At 70.1% G+C, this 19,739-nt stretch carries 16 protein-coding genes; 9 read left to right on the top strand and 7 right to left on the bottom strand.

Features of this window, described 5'->3' with window-relative positions:
• Positions 1-4: 4 nt before the first annotated feature.
• Together AACH10_RS18585 and AACH10_RS18580 are read left to right on the top strand one after the other, a co-directional pair.
• Positions 5-904 (top strand): ABC transporter ATP-binding protein, encoded by a 900-nt coding sequence (locus tag AACH10_RS18585; RefSeq protein ID WP_341411981.1) that lies wholly within the window; start codon positions 5-7, stop codon positions 902-904.
• Positions 905-927: 23 nt separating this feature from the next.
• Positions 928-1,923, top strand: a complete 996-nt coding sequence (locus tag AACH10_RS18580; protein ID WP_341411980.1) for a hypothetical protein — start codon at positions 928-930, stop codon at positions 1,921-1,923.
• 143 nt (positions 1,924-2,066) lie between these two features.
• On the opposite strand, the gene aceA is transcribed toward AACH10_RS18580, so the two are convergent.
• Positions 2,067-3,383 (bottom strand): isocitrate lyase, encoded by a 1,317-nt coding sequence (gene aceA / locus AACH10_RS18575; RefSeq protein ID WP_341411979.1) that lies wholly within the window; start codon positions 3,381-3,383, stop codon positions 2,067-2,069.
• A 412-nt stretch (positions 3,384-3,795) separates the two neighbouring features.
• On the opposite strand from aceA, the gene AACH10_RS18570 reads away from it, so the two are divergent.
• Positions 3,796-4,335 (top strand): hemerythrin domain-containing protein, encoded by a 540-nt coding sequence (locus AACH10_RS18570; RefSeq protein WP_341411978.1) that lies wholly within the window; start codon positions 3,796-3,798, stop codon positions 4,333-4,335.
• A 29-nt stretch (positions 4,336-4,364) separates the two neighbouring features.
• Here the strand turns inward: AACH10_RS18570 and AACH10_RS18565 are convergent, their stop codons facing one another.
• Positions 4,365-4,850, bottom strand: a complete 486-nt coding sequence (locus AACH10_RS18565) for an Lrp/AsnC family transcriptional regulator (protein WP_341411977.1) — start codon at positions 4,848-4,850, stop codon at positions 4,365-4,367.
• 178 nt (positions 4,851-5,028) lie between these two features.
• On the opposite strand from AACH10_RS18565, the gene aptA reads away from it, so the two are divergent.
• The 6 genes from aptA to AACH10_RS18535 all read left to right on the top strand — a co-directional run bounded on the left by aptA (position 5,029) and on the right by AACH10_RS18535 (position 13,951).
• Complete coding sequence (gene aptA, locus AACH10_RS18560) at positions 5,029-6,339, top strand: omega-aminotransferase AptA (RefSeq protein WP_341411976.1); 1,311 nt, start codon at positions 5,029-5,031, stop codon at positions 6,337-6,339.
• A gap of 103 nt (positions 6,340-6,442) precedes the next feature.
• The gene (locus AACH10_RS18555; RefSeq protein ID WP_341411975.1) at positions 6,443-7,270 is read left to right on the top strand and encodes a gamma-glutamyl-gamma-aminobutyrate hydrolase family protein; all 828 of its coding nucleotides are present in this window, start codon (positions 6,443-6,445) and stop codon (positions 7,268-7,270) included.
• Positions 7,271-7,384: 114 nt separating this feature from the next.
• Positions 7,385-8,758, top strand: coding sequence for a glutamine synthetase family protein (locus AACH10_RS18550; protein WP_341411974.1), 1,374 nt, complete (start codon positions 7,385-7,387; stop codon positions 8,756-8,758).
• 29 nt (positions 8,759-8,787) lie between these two features.
• Positions 8,788-10,173: an aspartate aminotransferase family protein gene (locus AACH10_RS18545; RefSeq protein ID WP_341411973.1), complete on the top strand. Its 1,386-nt coding sequence runs from the start codon at positions 8,788-8,790 to the stop codon at positions 10,171-10,173.
• A gap of 150 nt (positions 10,174-10,323) precedes the next feature.
• A complete protein-coding gene (locus AACH10_RS18540; protein ID WP_341411972.1) occupies positions 10,324-12,984 on the top strand; it encodes a TonB-dependent receptor plug domain-containing protein in 2,661 nt (886 codons plus the stop codon).
• A gap of 46 nt (positions 12,985-13,030) precedes the next feature.
• Positions 13,031-13,951, top strand: a complete 921-nt coding sequence (locus AACH10_RS18535; RefSeq protein WP_423228625.1) for a DMT family transporter — start codon at positions 13,031-13,033, stop codon at positions 13,949-13,951.
• On the opposite strand, the gene mtnA is transcribed toward AACH10_RS18535, so the two are convergent.
• From mtnA to AACH10_RS18510, 5 genes are read right to left on the bottom strand one after another with little or no spacing between them, the layout of a single operon-like run.
• The gene (gene mtnA, locus AACH10_RS18530; RefSeq protein WP_341411971.1) at positions 13,872-14,975 is read right to left on the bottom strand and encodes an S-methyl-5-thioribose-1-phosphate isomerase; all 1,104 of its coding nucleotides are present in this window, start codon (positions 14,973-14,975) and stop codon (positions 13,872-13,874) included. The genes AACH10_RS18535 and mtnA overlap by 80 nt on opposite strands.
• The gene (locus AACH10_RS18525) at positions 14,972-15,859 is read right to left on the bottom strand and encodes an S-methyl-5'-thioadenosine phosphorylase (protein ID WP_341411970.1); all 888 of its coding nucleotides are present in this window, start codon (positions 15,857-15,859) and stop codon (positions 14,972-14,974) included. The genes mtnA and AACH10_RS18525 overlap by 4 nt, the downstream gene beginning before the upstream one ends.
• 58 nt (positions 15,860-15,917) lie before the next feature.
• On the bottom strand, positions 15,918-16,943 hold the full coding sequence (gene dusA, locus AACH10_RS18520; RefSeq protein WP_341411969.1) for a tRNA dihydrouridine(20/20a) synthase DusA: 1,026 nt from the start codon (positions 16,941-16,943) through the stop codon (positions 15,918-15,920).
• Positions 16,944-16,997: 54 nt separating this feature from the next.
• Positions 16,998-17,891 carry an alpha/beta fold hydrolase gene (locus AACH10_RS18515; protein WP_341411968.1) on the bottom strand — a complete coding sequence of 298 codons (894 nt, stop codon included), beginning with the start codon at positions 17,889-17,891 and terminating at the stop codon, positions 16,998-17,000.
• A gap of 37 nt (positions 17,892-17,928) precedes the next feature.
• On the bottom strand, positions 17,929-19,668 hold the full coding sequence (locus AACH10_RS18510) for a wax ester/triacylglycerol synthase family O-acyltransferase (RefSeq protein WP_341411967.1): 1,740 nt from the start codon (positions 19,666-19,668) through the stop codon (positions 17,929-17,931).
• Positions 19,669-19,739 lie beyond the last annotated feature (71 nt).

The raw sequence follows: 19,739 nt of genomic DNA, 5'->3' as shown, positions 1-19,739 counted from the left end.
ACGCATGGAACCCCTGATCCGCGCCCGCGGCCTGACGCTGGACTACGGCCGGGCGGGCCGCACGCCCAAGCGTGCGCTCGACGACGTGAGTTTCGAGATCCCGCCCGGCCGCGTGGTGGGCCTGCTGGGCCACAACGGCGCTGGCAAGACCACGCTGATGAAGGCCCTGGTGGGCCTGGCCGCCGCCCAGGGCGAACTCTCGGTGCTGGGCCTGGACCCCTGCCGCGACCGCGTGGCCCTGCTCGAGCAGCTGAGCTACATCCCCGACGTGGCCATCCTGCCGCGCTGGGCCCGGGTGCGCGAGCTGGTCACGCTGATGGCCGGCCTGCACCCGCGCTTTTCGGCCGAGCGGGCCCGCACGCTGCTGCGGCGCACCAGCGTGGGCCTGGACGACAAGGTCAAGGCCCTGTCGCGCGGCATGGTGGTGCAGGTGCACCTGGCGCTGATCGCCGCCATCGACGCGCGGCTGATGATCCTGGACGAGCCGACGCTGGGCCTCGATGTGCTGTCGCGCAAGGCCTTCTACGAGATGCTGCTGGACGAGTGGTGCGACGGCGAGCGCAGCGTGCTGATCAGCACCCACCAGGTCGAGGAGATCGAGACCCTGCTGTCCGATGTGCTGATGCTCAACGAGGGCAAGCTGGTGCTGTCCATCAGCCTGGAGGACATCGACCGCCGCTTCGTCGCGCTGGGCCACGACCCGGCCGCCGCCGAGGCCATGGCCGCCGCGCACCCGCTGCTGCGCTATCGCGCGCCGGGCGCGGCCGGCGGCCAGGCGGCACTGTTCGACGGCGCGCCGCCGCCCGAGGTGCAGGCCCTGGGCCAGCGCCTGCGGCCCAGCCTGGTGGACCTGTTTGTGGCGCTGACGCGCCAGCCCGAGATCAACCGCCGCAGCGGCCTGTGAGCGCGCTGCAGGAGAACGATGCCATGACCGCCTCCACGCTTCCCGTCGGCCCGGCCGGCCCCGCCGCCTTGCCCGCGCACGGCCCGTCGCGCACGCAGCGCTTTCTCACGCTGATGCGGCGTGAGTGGCTGCAGCACCGCATTGGCTGGTGGGTGCTGCTGCTGGCGCCTACCGTGCTGTTGCTGGTGCTGGCGCTGTACGACAAGGGCCTGATCGATGTGCAGATAAAGCGCGGCGACGGCACGGCGGTGGTGGGATCCATGACCCAGCTGCCGGCCTTGGCGCAGGTGATGCTGCTGAATGTTGGCGTGACGCTGGCCACGGTGGTGCTGGCCCTGCTGGCCATCGGCTTCCAAATGCCCGGCCTGGCGCGGCGCGATGTGCAGGACCGATCGATCGAGTTCTGGCGATCCCTGCCCACCTCGCACAGCCAGAGCATTGCAGCCACGTTGCTGGTGCACCTGCTGCTGCTGCCCTGGTTGGCGCTGGCCGTGGGTGCGCTGGGCTCGCATCTGGTGGGCCTGGTGACCGTGATCAGCAACCATGGCCTGGCGGCCTGGCTCACCTTGCCCTGGCCCAGCCTGCTGGCCGGGTTGGCTGCCCTGGTGATGCGTGGCGCATGGGGACTGTTGTTGGCGCTGCTGTGGTTGTCGCCGCTGCTGCTGCTGACCATGGCCGCGTCAGCGTGGCTCAAGCGCTGGGGCTTGCCGGTGGTGGCCGCGGCCGCACTGGCCGGAGTGGAGTGGTTGGATCCGCGCCTGCCGCAGGCTGTGGTTCGTCCGGCGCTGGAGCGTCTGCTGCACGAGGCCGTCCGTGCGGTGCAGGCGGTGCCCTCGGTCGAGCAGGTTCGCCTGAATGGCCACGACGACGTGGCCGAATGGCTGCTCGGCCTGCCGGCCTGGGCAGCGCGCGATGCAGCGTCCGCGCTGTCTGCACTGGCCTCGCCCGCCTTCGTGGCGGCCCTGGCCGTGGCGGCCGCAGGCTTTGCGCTGCTGGTGTGGCGCCGCCGCGTGCATTGAGCGCGCGAGGACCGACCGGCCACAAAAAAGGCCCGGCATGTGCCGGGCCTGTCAACCGCGACCCGGGGTAGCCGGGCCACGTTCTCTCTCTCTAGCGGTTCACGCGGCCAGCCACTGCCTGCGCAGCGGCTGGCGGGGGTGGATCAGTGGAACTGTTCTTCCTCGGTCGAGCCGGTCAGCGCCTTGACGCTGGACGAGCCGCCCTGGATCACGGTGGTCACGTCGTCGAAGTAACCGGCGCCCACTTCCTGCTGGTGCGACACGAAGGTGTAGCCGGCTTCGCGGGCGCGGAACTCGGGCTCTTGCACCATTTCGGTGTAGTGCTTCATGCCTTCGCCGCGGGCGTAGGCGTGGGCGAACTGGAACGTGTTGTACCAGTTGATGTGGATGCCGGCCAGGGTGATGAACTGGTACTTGTAGCCCAGCGCCGAGAGCTCGTCCTGGAACTTGGCGATGGTCTTGTCGTCCAGGTTCTTCTTCCAGTTGAAGCTGGGCGAGCAGTTGTAGCTCAGCAGCTTGCCGGGGCTCTTGGCGTGCACGGCCTGCGCGAACTCACGGGCGAAGCCCAGGTCGGGCGTGCCGGTTTCGCACCACACCAGGTCGGCGTAGGGGGCGTAGGCCACGCCGCGGCTGATGGCCTGCTCCAGACCGTTCTTGACGCGGTAGAAGCCTTCCTGCGTGCGCTCGCCGGTCAGGAAGGGCTTGTCGTTGGCGTCGTGGTCGCTGGTGATCAGGTTGGCGGCTTCGGCATCGGTGCGGGCCAGCACGATGGTGGGCACGCCCATCACGTCAGCGGCGAAGCGCGCGGCGATCAGCTTCTCGCAAGCCTCTTGCGTCGGCACCAGCACCTTGCCACCCATGTGGCCGCACTTCTTCACCGCGGCCAGCTGGTCTTCGAAGTGAACGCCGGCGGCACCCGCGGCGATCATGTTCTTCATCAGCTCGAAGGCGTTCAGCACGCCACCGAAGCCGGCTTCCGCATCGGCCACGATGGGCAGGAAGTAGTCGATGAATTCCTTGTGGTCGGGGCCGATGCCGCGGCTCCACTGGATCTCGTCAGCGCGCTTGAAGGTGTTGTTGATGCGGCGGACCATGGTGGGCACCGAGTCGTACGCGTACAGCGACTGGTCGGGGTACATGGTTTCGCTGGTGTTGCCGTCGGCGGCGACTTGCCAGCCGCTCAGGTACACGGCTTCCAGGCCGGCCTTGGCCTGCTGCATGGCCTGGCCGGCGGTGATGGCGCCGAAGGCGTTCACGTAGCCCTTCTTGGCGCCGCCGTTGATCTTGTTCCACAGCACCTCGGCGCCGCGCTGGGCGAAGGTGTACTCGGGCTGCAGGCTGCCGCGCAGACGCACCACGTCAGCGGCGCTGTAACCACGCTTCACGCCCTTCCAGCGGGGGTTTTCGGCCCAGTCCTTTTCGAGGGCGGCGATCTGCTGTTCGCGGGTGAGCTTGCTCATGCTGAAACTCCTTGGGGTGGATGAGAGGGGAGAGGAAGCACTCTTGATGGGCTCTAGCGTACCGCTGACGCGAACTCACTGGAAGACTTATGTCTTATAGAAGAGTGAAATTTGTTCTTATTAAAATCAACGACTTAGACCCGACGTTCCATGTGGCGAAACCAAGTTCTCCGTAATGGAAAACTCTGCTGCGGCGCAGCATCTCATGGTTTCGCATTGCGAAAGACATTTTTCCTGATGTGAAAGCAGCGCAGCAGCCAGAACGGAACGCGCCGCGATGAACCGAGCTTCTCGCATCCCCGAGGTCCGTCATGGTTGCGCCGTGCGGCGGAATTGATGCGGCGCAAGAACCGCAGAGCCCACAGGCGAAGAATGGGCCTCACCCCAAGCTCACAAGGACGAGGTGAACCCCATGGCTGCACGTACCGCCCGCGCCGCAAGACCGGCCCGCACCGCCCCCCCACCCCTGCCCCCGCTGGAGGCGCTGGACCGCACCCACCACGAGATGATGGGCGTGCTGGTCGACCTGACGCACCTGGTCGATCACCTGGAGAACCACGGCGTCGATGCCATCGCGCGCAAGAGCGCCAAGGCCATCTGCGCCTTCTTCACCGGCGCCGCGCGCCAGCACCATGCCGACGAGGAGGCGCTGATCTTCCCGGTGCTGATCCGCAAGGGCGACGCCCAGCTCACCCAGCATGTGCTGCGCCTGCAGCAGGACCACGGCTGGCTGGAAGAAGACTGGCTGGAACTGGCGCCGCAGCTGCAGGCCGTGGCCGAGGGCTACAGCTGGTACGAACTGGACGCGCTGCGCCATGGCGTGGGCGTGTTCACCACGCTCTACCACGAGCACATCGCGCTGGAAGAGTCGCTGATCTACCCCGAGGCCAAGCGCGCCATGGCCGCCGAGGCCGCCAGCCGCGACCAGCGCGTGACCACTGGCGCGGCCTGAGGCAGCACCGCCGGCCGCGGCCGGTGGGCCTAATCCTGCAGCGGCAGCGCCGTGGTGCGCTTGACCGTGCGCAGCACCAGCATCGAGTTCGAGCGTTCCACACCCGGCAGGCGCATCAGCACCTGGGTGTGGAAGCGCTCCAGGTCCTCGGCATCGCGGTAGCTGAAGCGGATCAGGTAGTCGTTGCTGCCGGCCACGTAGAAGCAGTCCAGCACCTCGGGGTGGTCGCGCACGGCCTGCTCGAAGGCGCCCAGCACCTTGTCGTTCATCGTCTGCAGGTTGATGATCGAAAAGCAGGTGCCATGCTGGCCCAGGGCCTTGGCATTCAGCAGCGCCACATAGCGGTCGATCACGCCCGCATCCTCCAGCGCCTTCACGCGCCGCAGGCAGGCTGAAGGGCTCAGGTGCACACGCTCTGCCAGGTCCACGTTCGACAGCCGGCCGTCGGCCTGCAGCTCACGCAGGATCTCGCGGTCGATCGCATCGAGTTGCGGCTTCTGGCTGTCTGTTCGCATTTCGTGTTGCACCTAGTCGGTTGCTTCGCATTTTATTGCGCCGCCGCGTGTTCGGCCCCCAGATTGCGCACGCACATTGCGCGCCAGGCTGTCTAGACTGACACGCATCCTGCGGCATGGCCCCGCGCCTTGCCGCAACCGCCCTGCCCTTACCGCCTGAATCAGGAGCCCGACCCCGATGCGCAAGCCCAACCTCGACGCCTACTGGATGCCCTTCACCGCCAACCGCCAGTTCAAGAAGGCGCCGCGGCTGTTCGTCAAGAGTGAGGGCATGTACTTCACCACCGACGAGGGTCGGCAGGTGCTCGACGGCATCGCCGGCCTGTGGTGCGTGAACGCCGGCCACGCCCGGCCGAAGATCGTCAAGGCCATCCAGGAGCAGGCCGCCGAGCTGGACTACTCGCCGCCGTTCCAGATGGCCCACCCCAAGGCCTTCGAACTGGCCGACCGCGTGGCCCAGCTGCTGCCCGAGGGCCTGAACAAGGTGTTCTTCACCAACTCGGGCTCCGAGAGCGTGGACACCGCGCTGAAGATGGCGCTGGCCTACCACCGCGTGCGCGGCGAAGGCCAGCGCACCCGCCTGATCGGCCGCGAGCGCGGCTACCACGGCGTGAACTTCGGCGGCATCTCGGTGGGCGGCATGGTGGCCAACCGCAAGATGTTCGGCGCCATGCTGGCCGGCGTGGACCACATCCGCCACACGCACGACCCGGCGCGCAATGCCTTCACCGTGGGCCAGCCGGCGCATGGCGCCGAGTTTGCCGACGACCTGCTGAACCTGTGCGCGCTGCACGACCCCAGCACCATCGCCGCGGTCATCGTCGAGCCGGTGGCCGGCTCCACCGGCGTGCTGATCCCGCCCGCGGGCTATCTGCAGAAGCTGCGCCAGATCTGCGACCAGCACGGCATCCTGCTGATCTTCGACGAGGTGATCACCGGCTTCGGCCGCACCGGCAATCCCTTCGGCGCGCAGACCTTCGGCGTCACGCCCGACCTGATGGTGATGGCCAAGGGCATCACCAACGGCTGCGTGCCGATGGGTGCGGTGGCCGTCAAGGGCAGCATCCACGATGCCTTCATGACCGGGCCCGAGCACCTGATCGAGTTCTTCCACGGCTACACCTACAGCAGCCACCCGCTGGCCTGCGCCGCCGGCCTGGCCACACTGGATACCTACGAGGAAGAAGGTCTGCTGACCCGTGCGCAGCAGATCGGCGGCTACTTCGCCGAGGCCGTGCATTCGCTCAAGGGCGAGCCGAACGTCATCGACATCCGCAACATCGGCCTGGTGGGCGGCATCGAGCTGGCGCCCATCGCCGGCAGCCCGGGCAAGCGTGCCTTCGACATCTTCCTCGACTGCTACGACAAGGGCGTGCTGATCCGCACCACCGGCGACACCATCGCGTTGAGCCCGCCGCTGATCATCGAGCGCGAGCACATCGACCGCATCGTCGACACCGTGCGCGACGCGATCCGCCGCCACGCCTGACGCGCAATCTGAGCGACACTGTTCACCACGCACGAGGGCACTGCCTAGCGCACGACGAATCCCGCCGGGGTGCCCGGTGCCATGGCCTCCACCCAGTTCCACCATGACGCAGAACCCCGACGCCTCCGCCCTGCTGCCGCGCAAGCCCGTGGTGCTGGTGCCCGCCTGCAACAAGCCGCTGGGCGATCACCCGTTCCACGTGGCTGGCAAGAAGTACGTGGACGCCGTGCGCCTGGCCGGCTGCACGCCGCTGATCGTGCCCACCGCGCTGCCCGAAGAGATCGGCCCGCTGCTCGACCTGGCCGACGGCGTGCTGCTCACCGGCAGCAAGAGCAATGTGCACCCCCGCCACTTTGACGAGGCGGTGCACGATCCCAGCCTGCCGCTGGACCCCGACCGCGACGCCTGGACGCTGCCGCTGATCCGCGAGGCGGTGGCGCGTGGCATGCCGCTGTTCGGCATCTGCCGCGGCGCGCAGGAGGCCAACGTGGCCTTCGGCGGCAGCCTGCATCAGGCGGTGCAGGAATCCACCGGCCCGCAAGGCCCGTATGCCGACCACCGCGCGCCGGATGGCACGGTGGACGAGCAGTACGGCCCGGCCCACCCGGTGGACGTGGTGCCGGGCGGCCGGCTGGCCGAGATCCTGAACCTGGCGCGCTTCGACGTGAACTCGCTGCACGGCCAGGCGGTGAAGTCGCTGGCGCCGGGCCTGCGCGTGGAAGCCCGCGCGCCCGATGGCCTGGTGGAGGCCTTCTCGGTGGCCGAGGCCAAGGGCTTCAACCTGTGCCTGCAATGGCACCCCGAATGGCAGGCCGCCGGCAACCCGGTGTCGATGGCGCTGCTGCAGGCCTTTGGCGCGGCCTGCCGCAGCTGGCGCGACCGCAAGCAACCCCAGGCCCCCGTGCCTGCCCACCGCACGCCCGTGCCCTAGTGTCGGCCGCACACCCCGACACGCGAGCCGCCGCCCCAGCGCGGCTCGGATGCCCGGCCCGCCGCCCAACCGGAAAGCGGCGCACCCCGGGCCAACGAACCCCACAGGTGATGCATGACGACGACGACCCGAGAGAACTTCAGCTTCGCGGACCTGGAGCAGTGGCTCAACCAGCGCCGCGTGACCGAGATCGAATGCCTGGTGCCCGACCTCACCGGCGTGGCCCGCGGCAAGATCCTGCCGCGCGAGAAATTCACCGAAGACCGCGGCATGCGCCTGCCCGAGGCCGTGGTGGCCATGGGCGTGACCGGCGAGTTCCCTGAAGAGGGGCCGTACTACGACGTCATCACGCCCACCGACCGCGACATGCACCTGAGGCCCGATCCCAGCACGGTGCGCATCGTTCCCTGGGCCACCGATCCCACGGCCCAGGTGATCCACGACTGCTTCGACCGCGATGGCCAGCTGGTGCCGTTCGCGCCGCGCTCGGTGCTGCGCCGCGTGTGCGACCTGTATGCCAGCCAGGGCTGGAAGCCGGTGGTGGCGCCCGAGCTCGAGTTCTACCTGGTGGCGCGCAACACCGATCCCGACATGCCGCTGAAGCCACCGATCGGGCGCAGCGGCCGCAGCGAGACCTCGCGCCAGGCCTACTCGATCGACGCGGTCAACGAGTTCGACCCGCTGTTCGAGGACGTGTACGACTACTGCGGGAAGATGGAGCTCAATGTCGACACGCTGATCCACGAGATCGGTGCCGGCCAGATGGAGATCAACTTCTTCCACGACCACCCGCTGGGCCTGGCCGACGAGGTGTTCCTGTTCAAGCGCACGGTGCGCGAGGCGGCGCTGCGCCACGACATGTTCGCCACCTTCATGGCCAAGCCCATCGCCGGCGAGCCCGGCAGCGCCATGCACATCCACCAGAGCGTGGTGCGTGAGGGCGATGGCGGCAACCTGTTCAGCCTGCCCGACGGCTCGCCCAGCCCCGAGTTCTTCTGGTACATCGGCGGCCTGCAGAAGTACATCCCGGCCTGCATGGCGCTGTTCGCGCCCTATGTGAACAGCTACCGCCGGCTGGCCCGCTACACCGCGGCGCCGATCAACATCCAGTGGGGCACCGACAACCGCACCGTGGGCATCCGCAGCCCGGTGGCGCCACCGCAGGCGCGGCGCATCGAGAACCGCGTGATCGGCGCCGATGCCAACCCCTATGTGGCGCTGGCCGCCACGCTGGCCTGCGGCTGGCTGGGCATCCGCAACCGCATCGAGCCCTCGCCCGAGTGCAAGGGCGACGCCTACCTGGGCGACTACCAGCTGCCGCGCAGCCTGGGCGAGGCGCTGGAACTGTTGCGCGCCGAGAAAGACCTGCACGAGGTGCTGGGCGAGGCCTTCATCACCGTCTACACCGAGGTCAAGGAAACCGAGTACGCCGAGTTCATGAAGGTCATCTCGCCGTGGGAACGCGAGCACCTGCTGCTGCACGTCTGAACACCCGGCCGACCGACAAGGAATCCACCATGATCCCCACCCGTACGACTCGTGAATGGCAGGCCGCCGATTCGGCCCATTTCCTGCACCCCTTCACCGACTACCAGAGCCTGGCCAGGAAGGGCTCGCGCGTCATCACGCGCGCCGACAACATCTACCTCTGGGACAGCGAGGGCCACAAGATCCTCGATGCGATGAGCGGCCTGTGGTGCGTGAACGTGGGCTACGGCCAGCGCGCGCTGATCGATGCCGCCACGCAGCAGCTGGCCGAGCTGCCGTTCTACAACAGCTTCTTCCAGACCACCACACCGCCGGCCGTGGCGCTGGCCGAACTGCTGGCCGAGGTGACGCCGCCGCAGTTCAGCCACGTGTTCTTCGCCGGTTCGGGCTCGGAAGGCAACGACACCGTGGTGCGCATGGTGCGCCGCTACTGGCAGGTGCTGGGCCAGCCCGAGCGCCAGGTCATCATCAGCCGCCACAACGCCTACCACGGCAGCACCATGGCCGGCGCCTCGCTGGGCGGCATGGCGGCCATGCACGAGCAAGGCGGTCTGCCGATCCCGAACATCACCCACATCGACCAGCCCTACTGGGTGCAGCACGGCCAGGGTATGAGCCGCGACGACTTCGGCCGCCTGGCCGCCTCGTGGCTGGAGCGGAAGATCCTTGAGGTGGGCCCCGAGAAGGTGGCGGCCTTCATCGGCGAGCCGGTGCAGGGTGCCGGCGGCGTGATCATCCCGCCCGAGACCTACTGGCCCGAGATCCAGAAGATCTGCGACCGCTACGGCATCCTGCTGGTCAGCGACGAGGTGATCTGCGGCTTCGGCCGCACCGGCCACTGGTTCGGCTGCGAGCGCTTCGGCTTCCGCCCCGATCTGATGACCTTTGCCAAGGGCGTCACCAGCGGCTACATCCCGCTGGGCGGCGTGATGGTGGGCGACCGCGTGGCCCGGGTGCTGATCGAGCAAGGCGGCGAGTTCGAGCATGGCTACACCTACAGCGGCCATCCGGTGGCCTGCGCGGTGGCGCTGGCCAACATCCGGCTGATCCAGCAGCTGAAGCTGGTGGAGCATGTGCACGACGACGTGGGCCCCTACCTGGCCCAGGCTTTCGCGCAGCTGGCCGAGCACCCGCTGGTGGGCACGGCCGAGACCTGCGGCCTGATGGGGGCACTGCTGCTGGTCAAGGACCAGGCGAAGCTGACGCCCTTCGACCCCGCGGTGGGCATCGGCATGGTGTGCCGCGGCCACTGCTTTGCCAACGGCCTGATCATGCGCGCCGTGGGCGACCGCATGATCATCGCGCCGCCGCTGGTCATCACCCGCGCGCAGGTCGACGAGATGGTGGCGCTGATCCGCCGCTGCCTGGACCTGACGCTGGCCGATGCGCAGCGCCAGGGCTGGCTGCAGGGCTGAGGGCCGTCAGGCGCACGCGGGCTTCACGCCCGCGACACGGCACTGTCGCAGCGCGGCAACGTTGGGCTGGCAAAGCGCGTGCGGCACTCATCTTGCTGGGCCTTCGCCGATAGCATCCGCTCGCGAACTGCAATGCCCTGGAGGATGGACATGCGAACCCTGAAAGCCCTCGTGTCGGCCCGCGCCGGCTTCCTGACCCCCGTGGCCGCCGCCGCTGCGCTGGTGGCCGCCAGTGGGGCCACGCCGGTGCAGGCCCAGGAGGCCGCGACCAGCCGCGTCGTGATCACCGGCTCGCACATCCGCCGCGCCGACAGCGAGACGCCCAGCCCGGTGCTCACGCTCAGCGCGCAGGACATCGCCCGCTCGGGCTACAGCTCCATGGCCGACGTGCTGGGCAGCCTGTCGGCCAACAACATGGGCTCGCTGGGCCAGGCCACGCCGGCGGCCTTCGGCGCCGGTGGCAGCGGCATCTCGCTGCGCGGCCTGACCGTGGGCGCCACGCTGGTGCTGATCGACGGCCAGCGCATGGCCTCGTACCCGCTGCCCGACGACGGCCAGCGCGACTTCGTCGACATCAACTCGATCCCGATCGACGCGGTGGAACGCATCGAGGTGCTGAAGGACGGCGCCTCGGCCATCTACGGCTCCGATGCGATGGCCGGCGTGGTCAACGTCATCCTGAAGAAGTCGCACAAGGGCACCACGCTGCATGCCGAGCTGGGCGGCGCCCAGCATGGCGGCGGCCGCTCGGTGCATGTGTCGGGCATCCGCGGCTTCGGTGACCTGGCCAAGGACGGCATCGCCGGCTACCTGTCGGCCGACTTCCGCGAGCGCCGCCCCATCCTGCTGAGCCAACGCTCCTACCTGACCACCAGCGACTACAGCGCCTGGGGCGGCATCTCCGACGGCTACCCGCCCGACAACGGCGAACTGCAGGTGGCGCCGCGCACGCGCACCTACAGCGTGCTGGGCCGTCTGACCACGCGCCTGGCCGGCGACTGGACGGCCGACCTGTCGGCCTCGATGCTGGGCAGCCAGGCCGAGCAGGTGGGCCTGCTGAACTGGGTGTCGCCGTCGGCCGGCATCACCAGCTTCCGGTTCGGCGCAAGCAACCCGAACCCGGTGCCCACCACGCTGAACGGCACCAACATCATTGACCCCGCCACCGGTGCGCCGGTGGATGCCACGCTGAGCGACCTGGGCGCCCAGCGCAGCAAGACCGACAGCCGCTCGTACCGCCTGGTGGCCACCGCCGGCGGCACCTGGCGCGACTGGGACGTGCAGGCCAGCCTGGGCCTGACCCGCGTCAGCACCCGGCTGGACATGCACAACTACGTCAGCCTGCCGCTGCTGCAGGCGGCGCTGAACAACGGCAGCTACGTGGTGGGCGGCAGCAACAGCGCCGCGGTGATCGCCGGCCTGACGCCGCGCGCCAGCAGCACCAGCACCAACGACCTGCAGTTCGTGAACCTGCGCGCCACGCGCGAGATCGGCAAGCTGCCTGGCGGCGACCTGGCCATCGGCACCGGCGTCGAGCTGATGCACCGCGAGCTGAACGAGCGCTTCCCCGACGCCTTCGCCAACGGCACGCAGTCCAGCAACATCTACGCCTTCGGCGTGGGCACGCAGAACATCCAGGCCGCCTATGTGGAGCTGCATGCACCGGTCAGCAAGACGCTGCAGCTGGATGCGGCCGCCCGCATCGACCGCTATGTGGGCCAGAGCTCGTCGGTCACGCCCAAGTTCGGCGCCAAGTACACGCCCACCAAGACGCTGACGCTGCGCGGCACCTATGCCGGCGGCTTCCGCGCGCCCAACCCGGTGGAGATCGGCACCTCGGGCTCCAGCGCCGGCTTCCTGCCCGCGCTGTACGACACCGCGCTGTGCGCCGCCATCGGCCGCAGCCCGTGCGACATCGGCGTGGGCGGCACCCAGCTGCAACTGCCGGGCAAGGACCTCAAGCCCGAGAAGTCGCGCTCGTACACGCTGGGCCTGATCTTCGAGCCGACGCCGAACATCAACCTCTCGGTCGACTACTACGATGTGCGCATCAGCAACCAGATCGTCTCGGTGGGCCTGTTCGGCCAGGCGCAGATCGACAACCCCACGGCCTACGGCACCCAGCTGTACCGCGTGAACAGCCCGACGGTGGCCAACGCCGCGCCCACCGGCGCCGACGACACCATCCTGTACGGCACCTACCCGTTCCTGAACGTCGGCCAGACCCGCACCGACGGCCTCGATGTGGACCTGCGCGGCCGCTGGGAGAGCGGTGGCGACAAGTTCAGCGCGCAGATCCAGTGGACCCACATGTTCCACTACACCATCGACCGCGACGGCAAGCGCTACGAACTGGCGGGCACGCACGGGCCCAGCTTCGTGTCCACCAACACCGGCACGCCGCGCGACCGCGTCGGCCTGACGCTGACCTGGGCGCGCGGGCCGCTGGAGATCTCCAGCACCACGCAGTACACCAGCAGCTTCTCGGTGGTGGACCCCAGCTACGACATCAATGACTGCAGCGCCGCGCTGTCGTACATCTACCCCAACGGTGCGCCGTCCGGCAGCAGCCTGTGCCGCGTGGGCAGCTTCACCACCAGCAACCTGTCGCTGCGCTACACGCAGAGCCCGGCGCTGCAGTGGCGCTTCTCGGTCATCAACCTGTTCGACCGCAAGGCGCCGATCGACGCCTTCGCATCCAGCTCGTCGGGCGGCGGCGTGGCGGCCGGCGGCGCGCACTACAACCCCTCGCTGCACCAGGACGGCGCCGTGGGCCGCTACTTCAACGTGGGCATGACCTATTCGTTCTGAGCCCCACCGTCCACCGCTGCACGCCTACGCCCTGCTGGCTGCCAGCATGGCCCTGGTGGGCAGCTACGTGGGCCTGTCGCGCCTGCTGGTGGCGGTGTTCCCGGTGTTCCTGCTGGCCTGGCTGCGCTTCGGCATCGCGGCCGTGGCCATGGCGCACTGGGTCCGGCGCGCCGATGACGAGCCACCGCTGTCGGCGCACGACCGCAAGCTGCTGTTCTGGGAGAGCTTTCTCGGCAACTTCCTGTTCAGCATCTGCATGCTGTTCGGTGTGCAGCTCACCTCGGCGCTGTCGGCCGGCGTGGTGATGGCGGCCATTCCGGCGGCCGTGGCCATCCTGTCGCGCGTGTTCCTGGCCGAGCGCATCGGCCGGCGCACGGCCGCCGCCATCGCCTGCGCGGCCACCGGCATCGCGCTGCTGGCGCTGGCGCGCTCACCCGCGGCGCCCACGGCGGCGGCATCCCCTGCCCCGGCCACGACCCTGGGCGGCTGGGCGCCGCTGCTGGGCCATGCGCTGCTGCTGGGCGCGGTGTTCTGCGAGGCAGCCTACGTGGTCATCGGCAAGCAGCTCACCGGCCGCGTGAGCCCGCGCCGCATCAGCGCGCTGATCAACCTGTGGGGCCTGGCCCTGGTGACACCGCTGGGCCTGTGGCAGGCCTTGCGCTTCGACTTTGCCGCCGTGCCCGGCGCCACCTGGGCGCTGCTGCTGTTCTACGCGCTGGCCGCCAGCATGGTGACCGTGTGGCTGTGGATGAAGGGCCTGGTGCACGTGCCGGCACCGCAGGCGGGGGTGTTCACCGTGTGTCTGCCGATCGCCGCCGCCGCGGTGGGCGTGGGCCTGCTCGGCGAGGCCGTGACGCCGCTGCACGGCGTGGCGCTGGCGCTGGCGCTCACGGGGCTGGTGATGGCGACCTGGCCAGGGCGTCGCGGATCGCCGCCTCCTGCGCAGCCAGCACCCCGCGCTCGGTGATCAAGCCCGTCACCAGCCGCGCCGGCGTCACGTCGAAGCCGTAGTTCAGCGCCGGGCTGCCGTCGGGTGTCAGCTGCACCTCCACCCGCCGGCCGGTGGCGTCGCGGCCGGTGATGTGCGTCACCTCGCGTGGCGAGCGGGCTTCGATCGGGATCTCGGCCAGGCCGTCGTTCAGCGTGGGGTCCAGCGTCGAGAACGGCATGGCCACGTAGAAGGGCACGCCGTTGTCGTGCGCGGCCAGGGCCTTCAGGTAGGTGCCGATCTTGTTGCACACGTCACCGCGGGCGCTGACCCGGTCGGTGCCCACGATCACCACGTCCACCAGGCCGTGCTGCATCAGGTGGCCGCCGGTGTTGTCGGCCACCACGGTGTGCGGGATGCCGGCCTGGCCCAGTTCCCACGCCGTGAGGCTGGCGCCCTGGTTGCGCGGTCGCGTCTCGTCCACCCACACATGCACGGCCAGGCCGGCCTCGTGGGCCTGGTAGATCGGGGCGATGGCCGTACCCCAGTCCACCGTGGCCAGCCAGCCGGCATTGCAGTGGGTCAGCACGTTCAACGGGCGGTGCGGGTGGCGCGCGGCCAGCGAGCGCAGGATGTCCAGTCCGTGGCGGCCGATGGCGGCGTTGGTGGCCACGTCCTCGTCGGCCAGCGCGGCGGCCAGCGCCCAGGCGGCGCTGGCGCGCTCGGCCTCGGGCAAGGCGCGCAGCGCGCTCACCATGCGCTCGGTGGCCCAGGCCAGGTTCACGGCTGTCGGTCGCGCGCCGTCGAGGTAGGCCTTGGCTTCAGTCAGCGCGGCATCGGTGGCGGCATGGCGGCATTGCAGCGCCAGGCCATAGGCTGCGGTCACGCCGATCAGCGGCGCGCCGCGCACCCACATGTCGGCGATGGCATGGTGCACCGCGTCGATCTGCGCCAGCCGTGCCACGCGCCATTCGTGCGGCAGGTGGCGCTGGTCGATGATCTCCACGGCCTCGCCGTCCTCGGTCGGCCAGATGGTGCGGCGGTGGACGCCGGCGACCTTCACAGCACCCTCCCGGCGATGGTGCGCAACCGTGCCACCACCGCCGGGTCGCGTGCGGTGGGGGCGGTGATCAGCGCATGGTCCAGCGCGCGGCGGCAGGCGCAGCCGGGCCCGTGGCCATCGGCGGCGATGCCTGGCGCGCTGTGCGCCACCAGGGTCTTGGCGTTGCCGGCGTTGCCGCTCAAAGCGGCGATCACGGCTTCCACGGTCACATGGTCGTGGTCAGGGTGCCAGCAGTCGAAGTCGGTCACCATGCTCACGCTGGCATAGCAGAGCTCGGCCTCGCGGGCCAGGCGCGCTTCGGGCAGGTTGGTCATGCCGATCACGTCGGCATTCCAGCTGCGGTAGAGCCGGCTCTCGGCCAGCGTGCTGAACTGCGGCCCCTCGATGGCGATGTAGGTGCCGCCACGCACATGCGGCACGCCGATGGCGCCGAGCGCCGTCTGCACATGGTCGCCCAGCCGGCTGCAGGTGGGATGCGCCAGCGACACATGGGCCACCAGGCCGCTCTCGAAGAAGCTGGCCGCGCGGCCCACGGTGCGGTCGATGAACTGGTCGACGACGACGAAATGCCCCGGCGGCAGATCGGCCCGCAGGCTGCCCACGGCGCTGAGCGAGAGCACGTCGGTGCAGCCCAGCATCTTCAGCGCCGCGATGTTGGCGCGGTACGGCACCTGGCTGGGCGTGAGCCGGTGGCCCCGGCCGTGGCGCGGCAGGAAGGCCAGGCGCACGCCACCCTGCGGTGTGGGCAGCGTGCCGGTGAACACCTGGTCGCTGGGCGCGCCCCAGGGGGTGTCGACCGTGGTCCAGGCGGTGTCGGTCAGGCCCGGCAGGTCGTACAGGCCGCTGCCGCCGACGATGCCGATCTGGGCTGTGGGAAGGGTCATGGGGGCTGTTGTGCTGCGTACAGGAGCCCCGATGATGCCTCGGCCCCGGGCCCTTGATTCAGGCCGTGCGCGCGTGCAGCGCCTGGCGTGCCACCTCGGCGGCCGGCTCGCCCTTCAGCCGGTGGTCGCTCCACACCTGGCGCCAGCGGCGTGCACCGGGGCGGCCGTTCCACAGGCCCAGCATGTGGCGGGCGATGTGGGCCCACGGCGTGCCGCGTTCGGCCTGCTGGCGCGCCATGTAGGCCACCATCTGCTGCTCGATGGCCAGGCGCCAGTCGTCGTCGGCGTCCAGGCGCGTGCCATCGCCGAAGAAGCGCGCATCCCAGCCGGCCATCACCGCGGGGTTGTGGTACGCCTCGCGGCCCACCATCACGCCATCGAGTGCGGCGCCGGCCGGGTCCAGCTGCTCGGCGATCTGCACGTCGGTGGCCAGGCCGCCGTTGATCGCGATGGTGAGCTGCGGAAACTCGCGCTTGAGCTGCGCCACCAGGTCGTAGCGCAGCGGCGGGATCTCGCGGTTCTCCTTCGGGCTCAGGCCCTGCAGCCAGGCGTTGCGCGCATGCACGATGAACACCGTGCAGCCGCCCTCGGCCACGGTGCCGACGAAGTCGCGCACGAAGCCGTAGGCCTCGATGCGGTCGATGCCGATGCGGTGCTTCACGGTCACCGGCAACGCGCCGCCCAGCGCGTCGTTCATGGCCTTGACGCCGTCGCGCACCAGGGCCGGCTCGGCCATCAGGCAGGCGCCGAAGGCGCCGCGCTGCACCCGCTCGCTGGGGCAGCCGCAGTTCAGGTTCACCTCGTCATAGCCCCGCTGCTGCGCGAAGCGGGCGCAGGCGGCCAGGTCATCGGGCTCGCTGCCGCCGAGTTGCAGCGCCACCGGGTGCTCTTCGGCATTGAAGTCGAGGTGGCGGTGCTGGTCGCCGTGGATCAGCGCGCCGGTGGTCACCATCTCGGTGTACAGCCGGGTGTGGCGCGTGATCAGTCGGTGGAAGAAGCGGCAGTGGCGATCGGTCCAGTCGAGCATCGGCGCGACGGACAGGCGCCAGGGGCTGGGCGCGGGGGCGGAGGCGTTCTCGTACACCCCCGGATTATCCCCGGTGCCTGCGGCGGGCCGGGGTCAGCGCGTGGCGGGTGGTCAGGCGCTTGGTCCGGCGCGCTGCGCATTGCCGGCGATCAGCGCCGCGATGCGCGGCAGCAGCGCCAGCGGCAGGTCGTGGCCCATGCCGTCGATCAGTTCCAGCTGGGCGCCGTGGATCTTGCGCGCCAGGTCGCGCCCGCCCTCGGGCGGCACCAGCGGATCGGCGGCGCCGTGGATCACCTGGGTGGGTGCGTGGATCTGGCCGAGCAGCGGACTGCGGTCGCCATCGGCCGCCACGGCCACCAGTTGGCGCGCGGTGCCGGCGGGGTTCCAGGCGCGGCGCACCGAGGCTTCCATGCGTGCCTTCACCCGCGCCGGGTCGTCGCGCCAGCCCGGGCTGCCGATCAGGCCGAACAGGCTGGTCAGGTGCGCCACCACGTCGGCGACGGATTCGCTGCGCGGGCGGCGCAGCAGGGCTTGGCGCACCGTCCAGCCCGGCTGCGGCAGGCGCCAGTGGCCGCTGGTGGTCATGATCAGCGTGAGGCTCTTCACCCGCTGCGGGTGCCGCGCCGCCACATGCTGGGCGATCATCCCGCCCATCGAGGCGCCGCACACATGGGCGCTGGCGATGCCCAGCGCATCGAGCACGGCCACGCTGTCCTCGGCCATGTCGCGCAGCCGGTAAGGTGACGACACATGCAAGTGCAGCGTGTGGCGCAGCGCGGCGCGCCACAGGCTGGGCAGGCCGGCGTCGTCGAAGCGCTGGCTGAGGCCCGCGTCACGGTTGTCGAAGCGGATGACGCGGTGGCCGCGTCCGGCCAGGTCGGCCACCAGTTCGTCGGGCCAGCCGGTGAGCTGCATGCCCAGGCCCATGATCAGCAGCAGCGGCTCGCCGTCGGCCGGGCCCTGGATGTCGACTTCGATGGCGATGCCGTTGGCGCTGATCCTCATGCCCTGCCCTGCGCGTGGTGGTGCGTGTCAGGGCCGATCATCGCAGGCCGGCGGCCTTGGCCTTCTTGCGCGCGGGTGCCTTGCCGGTCTTGGCGGCCCGGCCCGCTTTCACCGGCTGGGCCGGCTTGGCGCCGGCCTTGCCGGTGCGCGCCGCCACCACACCTTGCACAGCGCCACGCACCACGCCCTGGGTCACGGTGTCCACGGCCGACTTGACCACGCCGCCCACGCGCTGCATCACGCCCTCGGCCACCTTGCCGGCCATGCGGCCCGCGATCTGCCCCGCCACCTGACGGCCGGTGCGCGCCAGTTCGGGCAAGGCGGCGGCGCCGGTGGGGCGTTGGCGCGGCGCCAGCAGCGGCAGTTCGTCGAACGCGGCCTGCAGCGCCTCGGCCAGGCGGCGCATGTCGGCCGCGGCGGTGGCATCGGCCACCAGGCCGAACTCCATCTGGTCGGCGTAGCTCTCGACCGTGATGTTCAGCGCCACGCCATGCGCCACGATGGACGTGGGCCAGTTGCTCAGCATGCGCGCGCCGGCCATGTACAGCGGCACCGGCGGGCCGGGCACGTTGCTGATCACCACATTGGCCAGCTGGGGCACGCGCTCGGCCACGCGGGCCTTGCCGTACAGCGCGGTCAGCGCCTCCATCAGCCAGGGCACGCCGATCGACGGAAAGTCGGTCGGCAGTACGCTCTTCAGGCTGCCCATGGTGGCCTTCATCGCGGCGGTGGCGGCCTTGATGTGGGCGAGGCGCCGGCGCGGATCGGACAGGTGCGTGCCCAGGCTCACCTGGCTCATCGAGGCCTGGTTGTCGGCCGTGGTATCGCCCTTGGCGCGCAGCGAGATCGGCACCGCCGCCACCAGGCTCTTGCGCGGCAGCGCCTGGTGGTGGGCCAGGTAGCGGCGCAAGGCGGTGCTGCACAGGTACAGCACGATGTCGTTGAGCGTGGCCTCGTGGGCGTGGGCCACATCCTTCAGCGTGTGCAGCGGCAGGCTCAGGCCGGCAAAGGCGCGGCCGGTGCCCACGTTGACGTTGAACGGCGTGCGCGGCGCCAGGCTCAGGTTGCCGAAGGCGCTGCCGCGGCCATCGCCCAGCAGCGCGCTGTGCTTGAGCGCATCGCCTGCTGCGCCGGCCAGCGTGCCCACGGTGCCGGGCAGGCCCTTGACGATGCGCAGCACCTGCGCCGCCTCGTTGGCCAGCGCACTGCGCAGCATGGTGGCCGAGCCCAGCTCGAACACCTTCTGGCGCTTGCTGGGCCGCAACTCGATCTTGCGGCCCTCGGGCTGCAGGTCCAGCAGCACCTGGGCCAGGGCCACGGCGGCCTGGCCATCGGCGGCGGCATGGTGCATCTGAATGTACAGGCCCAGGCGACGCTGGCCCTGGGGGCCGGGCGGCAGGCCCTCGACGACGTGCATGCGCCACAGCGGGCGGCCGCGGTCCAGCCGCGTGGCGTGCAGGCGACCGATCACCGCTTCCAGCGCCGCCTGCGGGCTGGGCGCGCTGGCGGGCAGCTTCTCCTCGACCACATGCCACTTCAGGTCGGGCTCGGCATCCACCCAGGCCGGATTGGCCAGGTTCAACGGCATCCACCACAGGCGCTGGCGCAACACCGGCGACAGCGGCACGCGCTCGGCCATGTGCTTGCGCAGCCGCGTGACGAACTTGCCGCGCGTGCCCGGCGGCAGCTCGAACACATGGGCCGAGCCCACGTGCATCGGCATCTCGTCGGTCTCGAGGAAGAGGAAGGTCGCGTCCAGGCCGCTGAGCTGTTTCATGGACTCATGGTAGGCCGCGGGCTGGCCGCGTCGGCCCGGTGTTGTCCCCAGGCCGCGGACGGTGCTTGACC

Source organism: Pseudaquabacterium inlustre (assembly GCF_038066595.1).
GTDB lineage: Bacteria > Pseudomonadota > Gammaproteobacteria > Burkholderiales > Burkholderiaceae_C > Pseudaquabacterium > Pseudaquabacterium inlustre.
The sequence above is the reverse complement of the archived record's forward strand: the minus strand, read 5'-3'. Positions and strand labels throughout refer to the sequence as shown.

What these genes read in the sequence shown, in the direction of transcription:
- AACH10_RS18565 (WP_341411977.1), bottom strand. Translation starts at nt 4,850, where the DNA reads ATGCGAACAGACAGCCAGAAGCCGCAACTCGATGCGATCGACCGCGAG.
- AACH10_RS18550 (WP_341411974.1), top strand. Translation starts at nt 7,385, where the DNA reads ATGACGACGACGACCCGAGAGAACTTCAGCTTCGCGGACCTGGAGCAG.
- AACH10_RS18585 (WP_341411981.1), top strand. Translation starts at nt 5, where the DNA reads ATGGAACCCCTGATCCGCGCCCGCGGCCTGACGCTGGACTACGGCCGG.
- aptA (WP_341411976.1), top strand. Translation starts at nt 5,029, where the DNA reads ATGCGCAAGCCCAACCTCGACGCCTACTGGATGCCCTTCACCGCCAAC.
- AACH10_RS18545 (WP_341411973.1), top strand. Translation starts at nt 8,788, where the DNA reads ATGATCCCCACCCGTACGACTCGTGAATGGCAGGCCGCCGATTCGGCC.
- AACH10_RS18570 (WP_341411978.1), top strand. Translation starts at nt 3,796, where the DNA reads ATGGCTGCACGTACCGCCCGCGCCGCAAGACCGGCCCGCACCGCCCCC.
- AACH10_RS18555 (WP_341411975.1), top strand. Translation starts at nt 6,443, where the DNA reads ATGACGCAGAACCCCGACGCCTCCGCCCTGCTGCCGCGCAAGCCCGTG.
- AACH10_RS18515 (WP_341411968.1), bottom strand. Translation starts at nt 17,891, where the DNA reads ATGAGGATCAGCGCCAACGGCATCGCCATCGAAGTCGACATCCAGGGC.
- AACH10_RS18580 (WP_341411980.1), top strand. Translation starts at nt 928, where the DNA reads ATGACCGCCTCCACGCTTCCCGTCGGCCCGGCCGGCCCCGCCGCCTTG.
- AACH10_RS18525 (WP_341411970.1), bottom strand. Translation starts at nt 15,859, where the DNA reads ATGACCCTTCCCACAGCCCAGATCGGCATCGTCGGCGGCAGCGGCCTG.
- AACH10_RS18540 (WP_341411972.1), top strand. Translation starts at nt 10,324, where the DNA reads ATGCGAACCCTGAAAGCCCTCGTGTCGGCCCGCGCCGGCTTCCTGACC.
- aceA (WP_341411979.1), bottom strand. Translation starts at nt 3,383, where the DNA reads ATGAGCAAGCTCACCCGCGAACAGCAGATCGCCGCCCTCGAAAAGGAC.
- AACH10_RS18535 (WP_423228625.1), top strand. Translation starts at nt 13,031, where the DNA reads ATGGCCCTGGTGGGCAGCTACGTGGGCCTGTCGCGCCTGCTGGTGGCG.
- AACH10_RS18510 (WP_341411967.1), bottom strand. Translation starts at nt 19,668, where the DNA reads ATGAAACAGCTCAGCGGCCTGGACGCGACCTTCCTCTTCCTCGAGACC.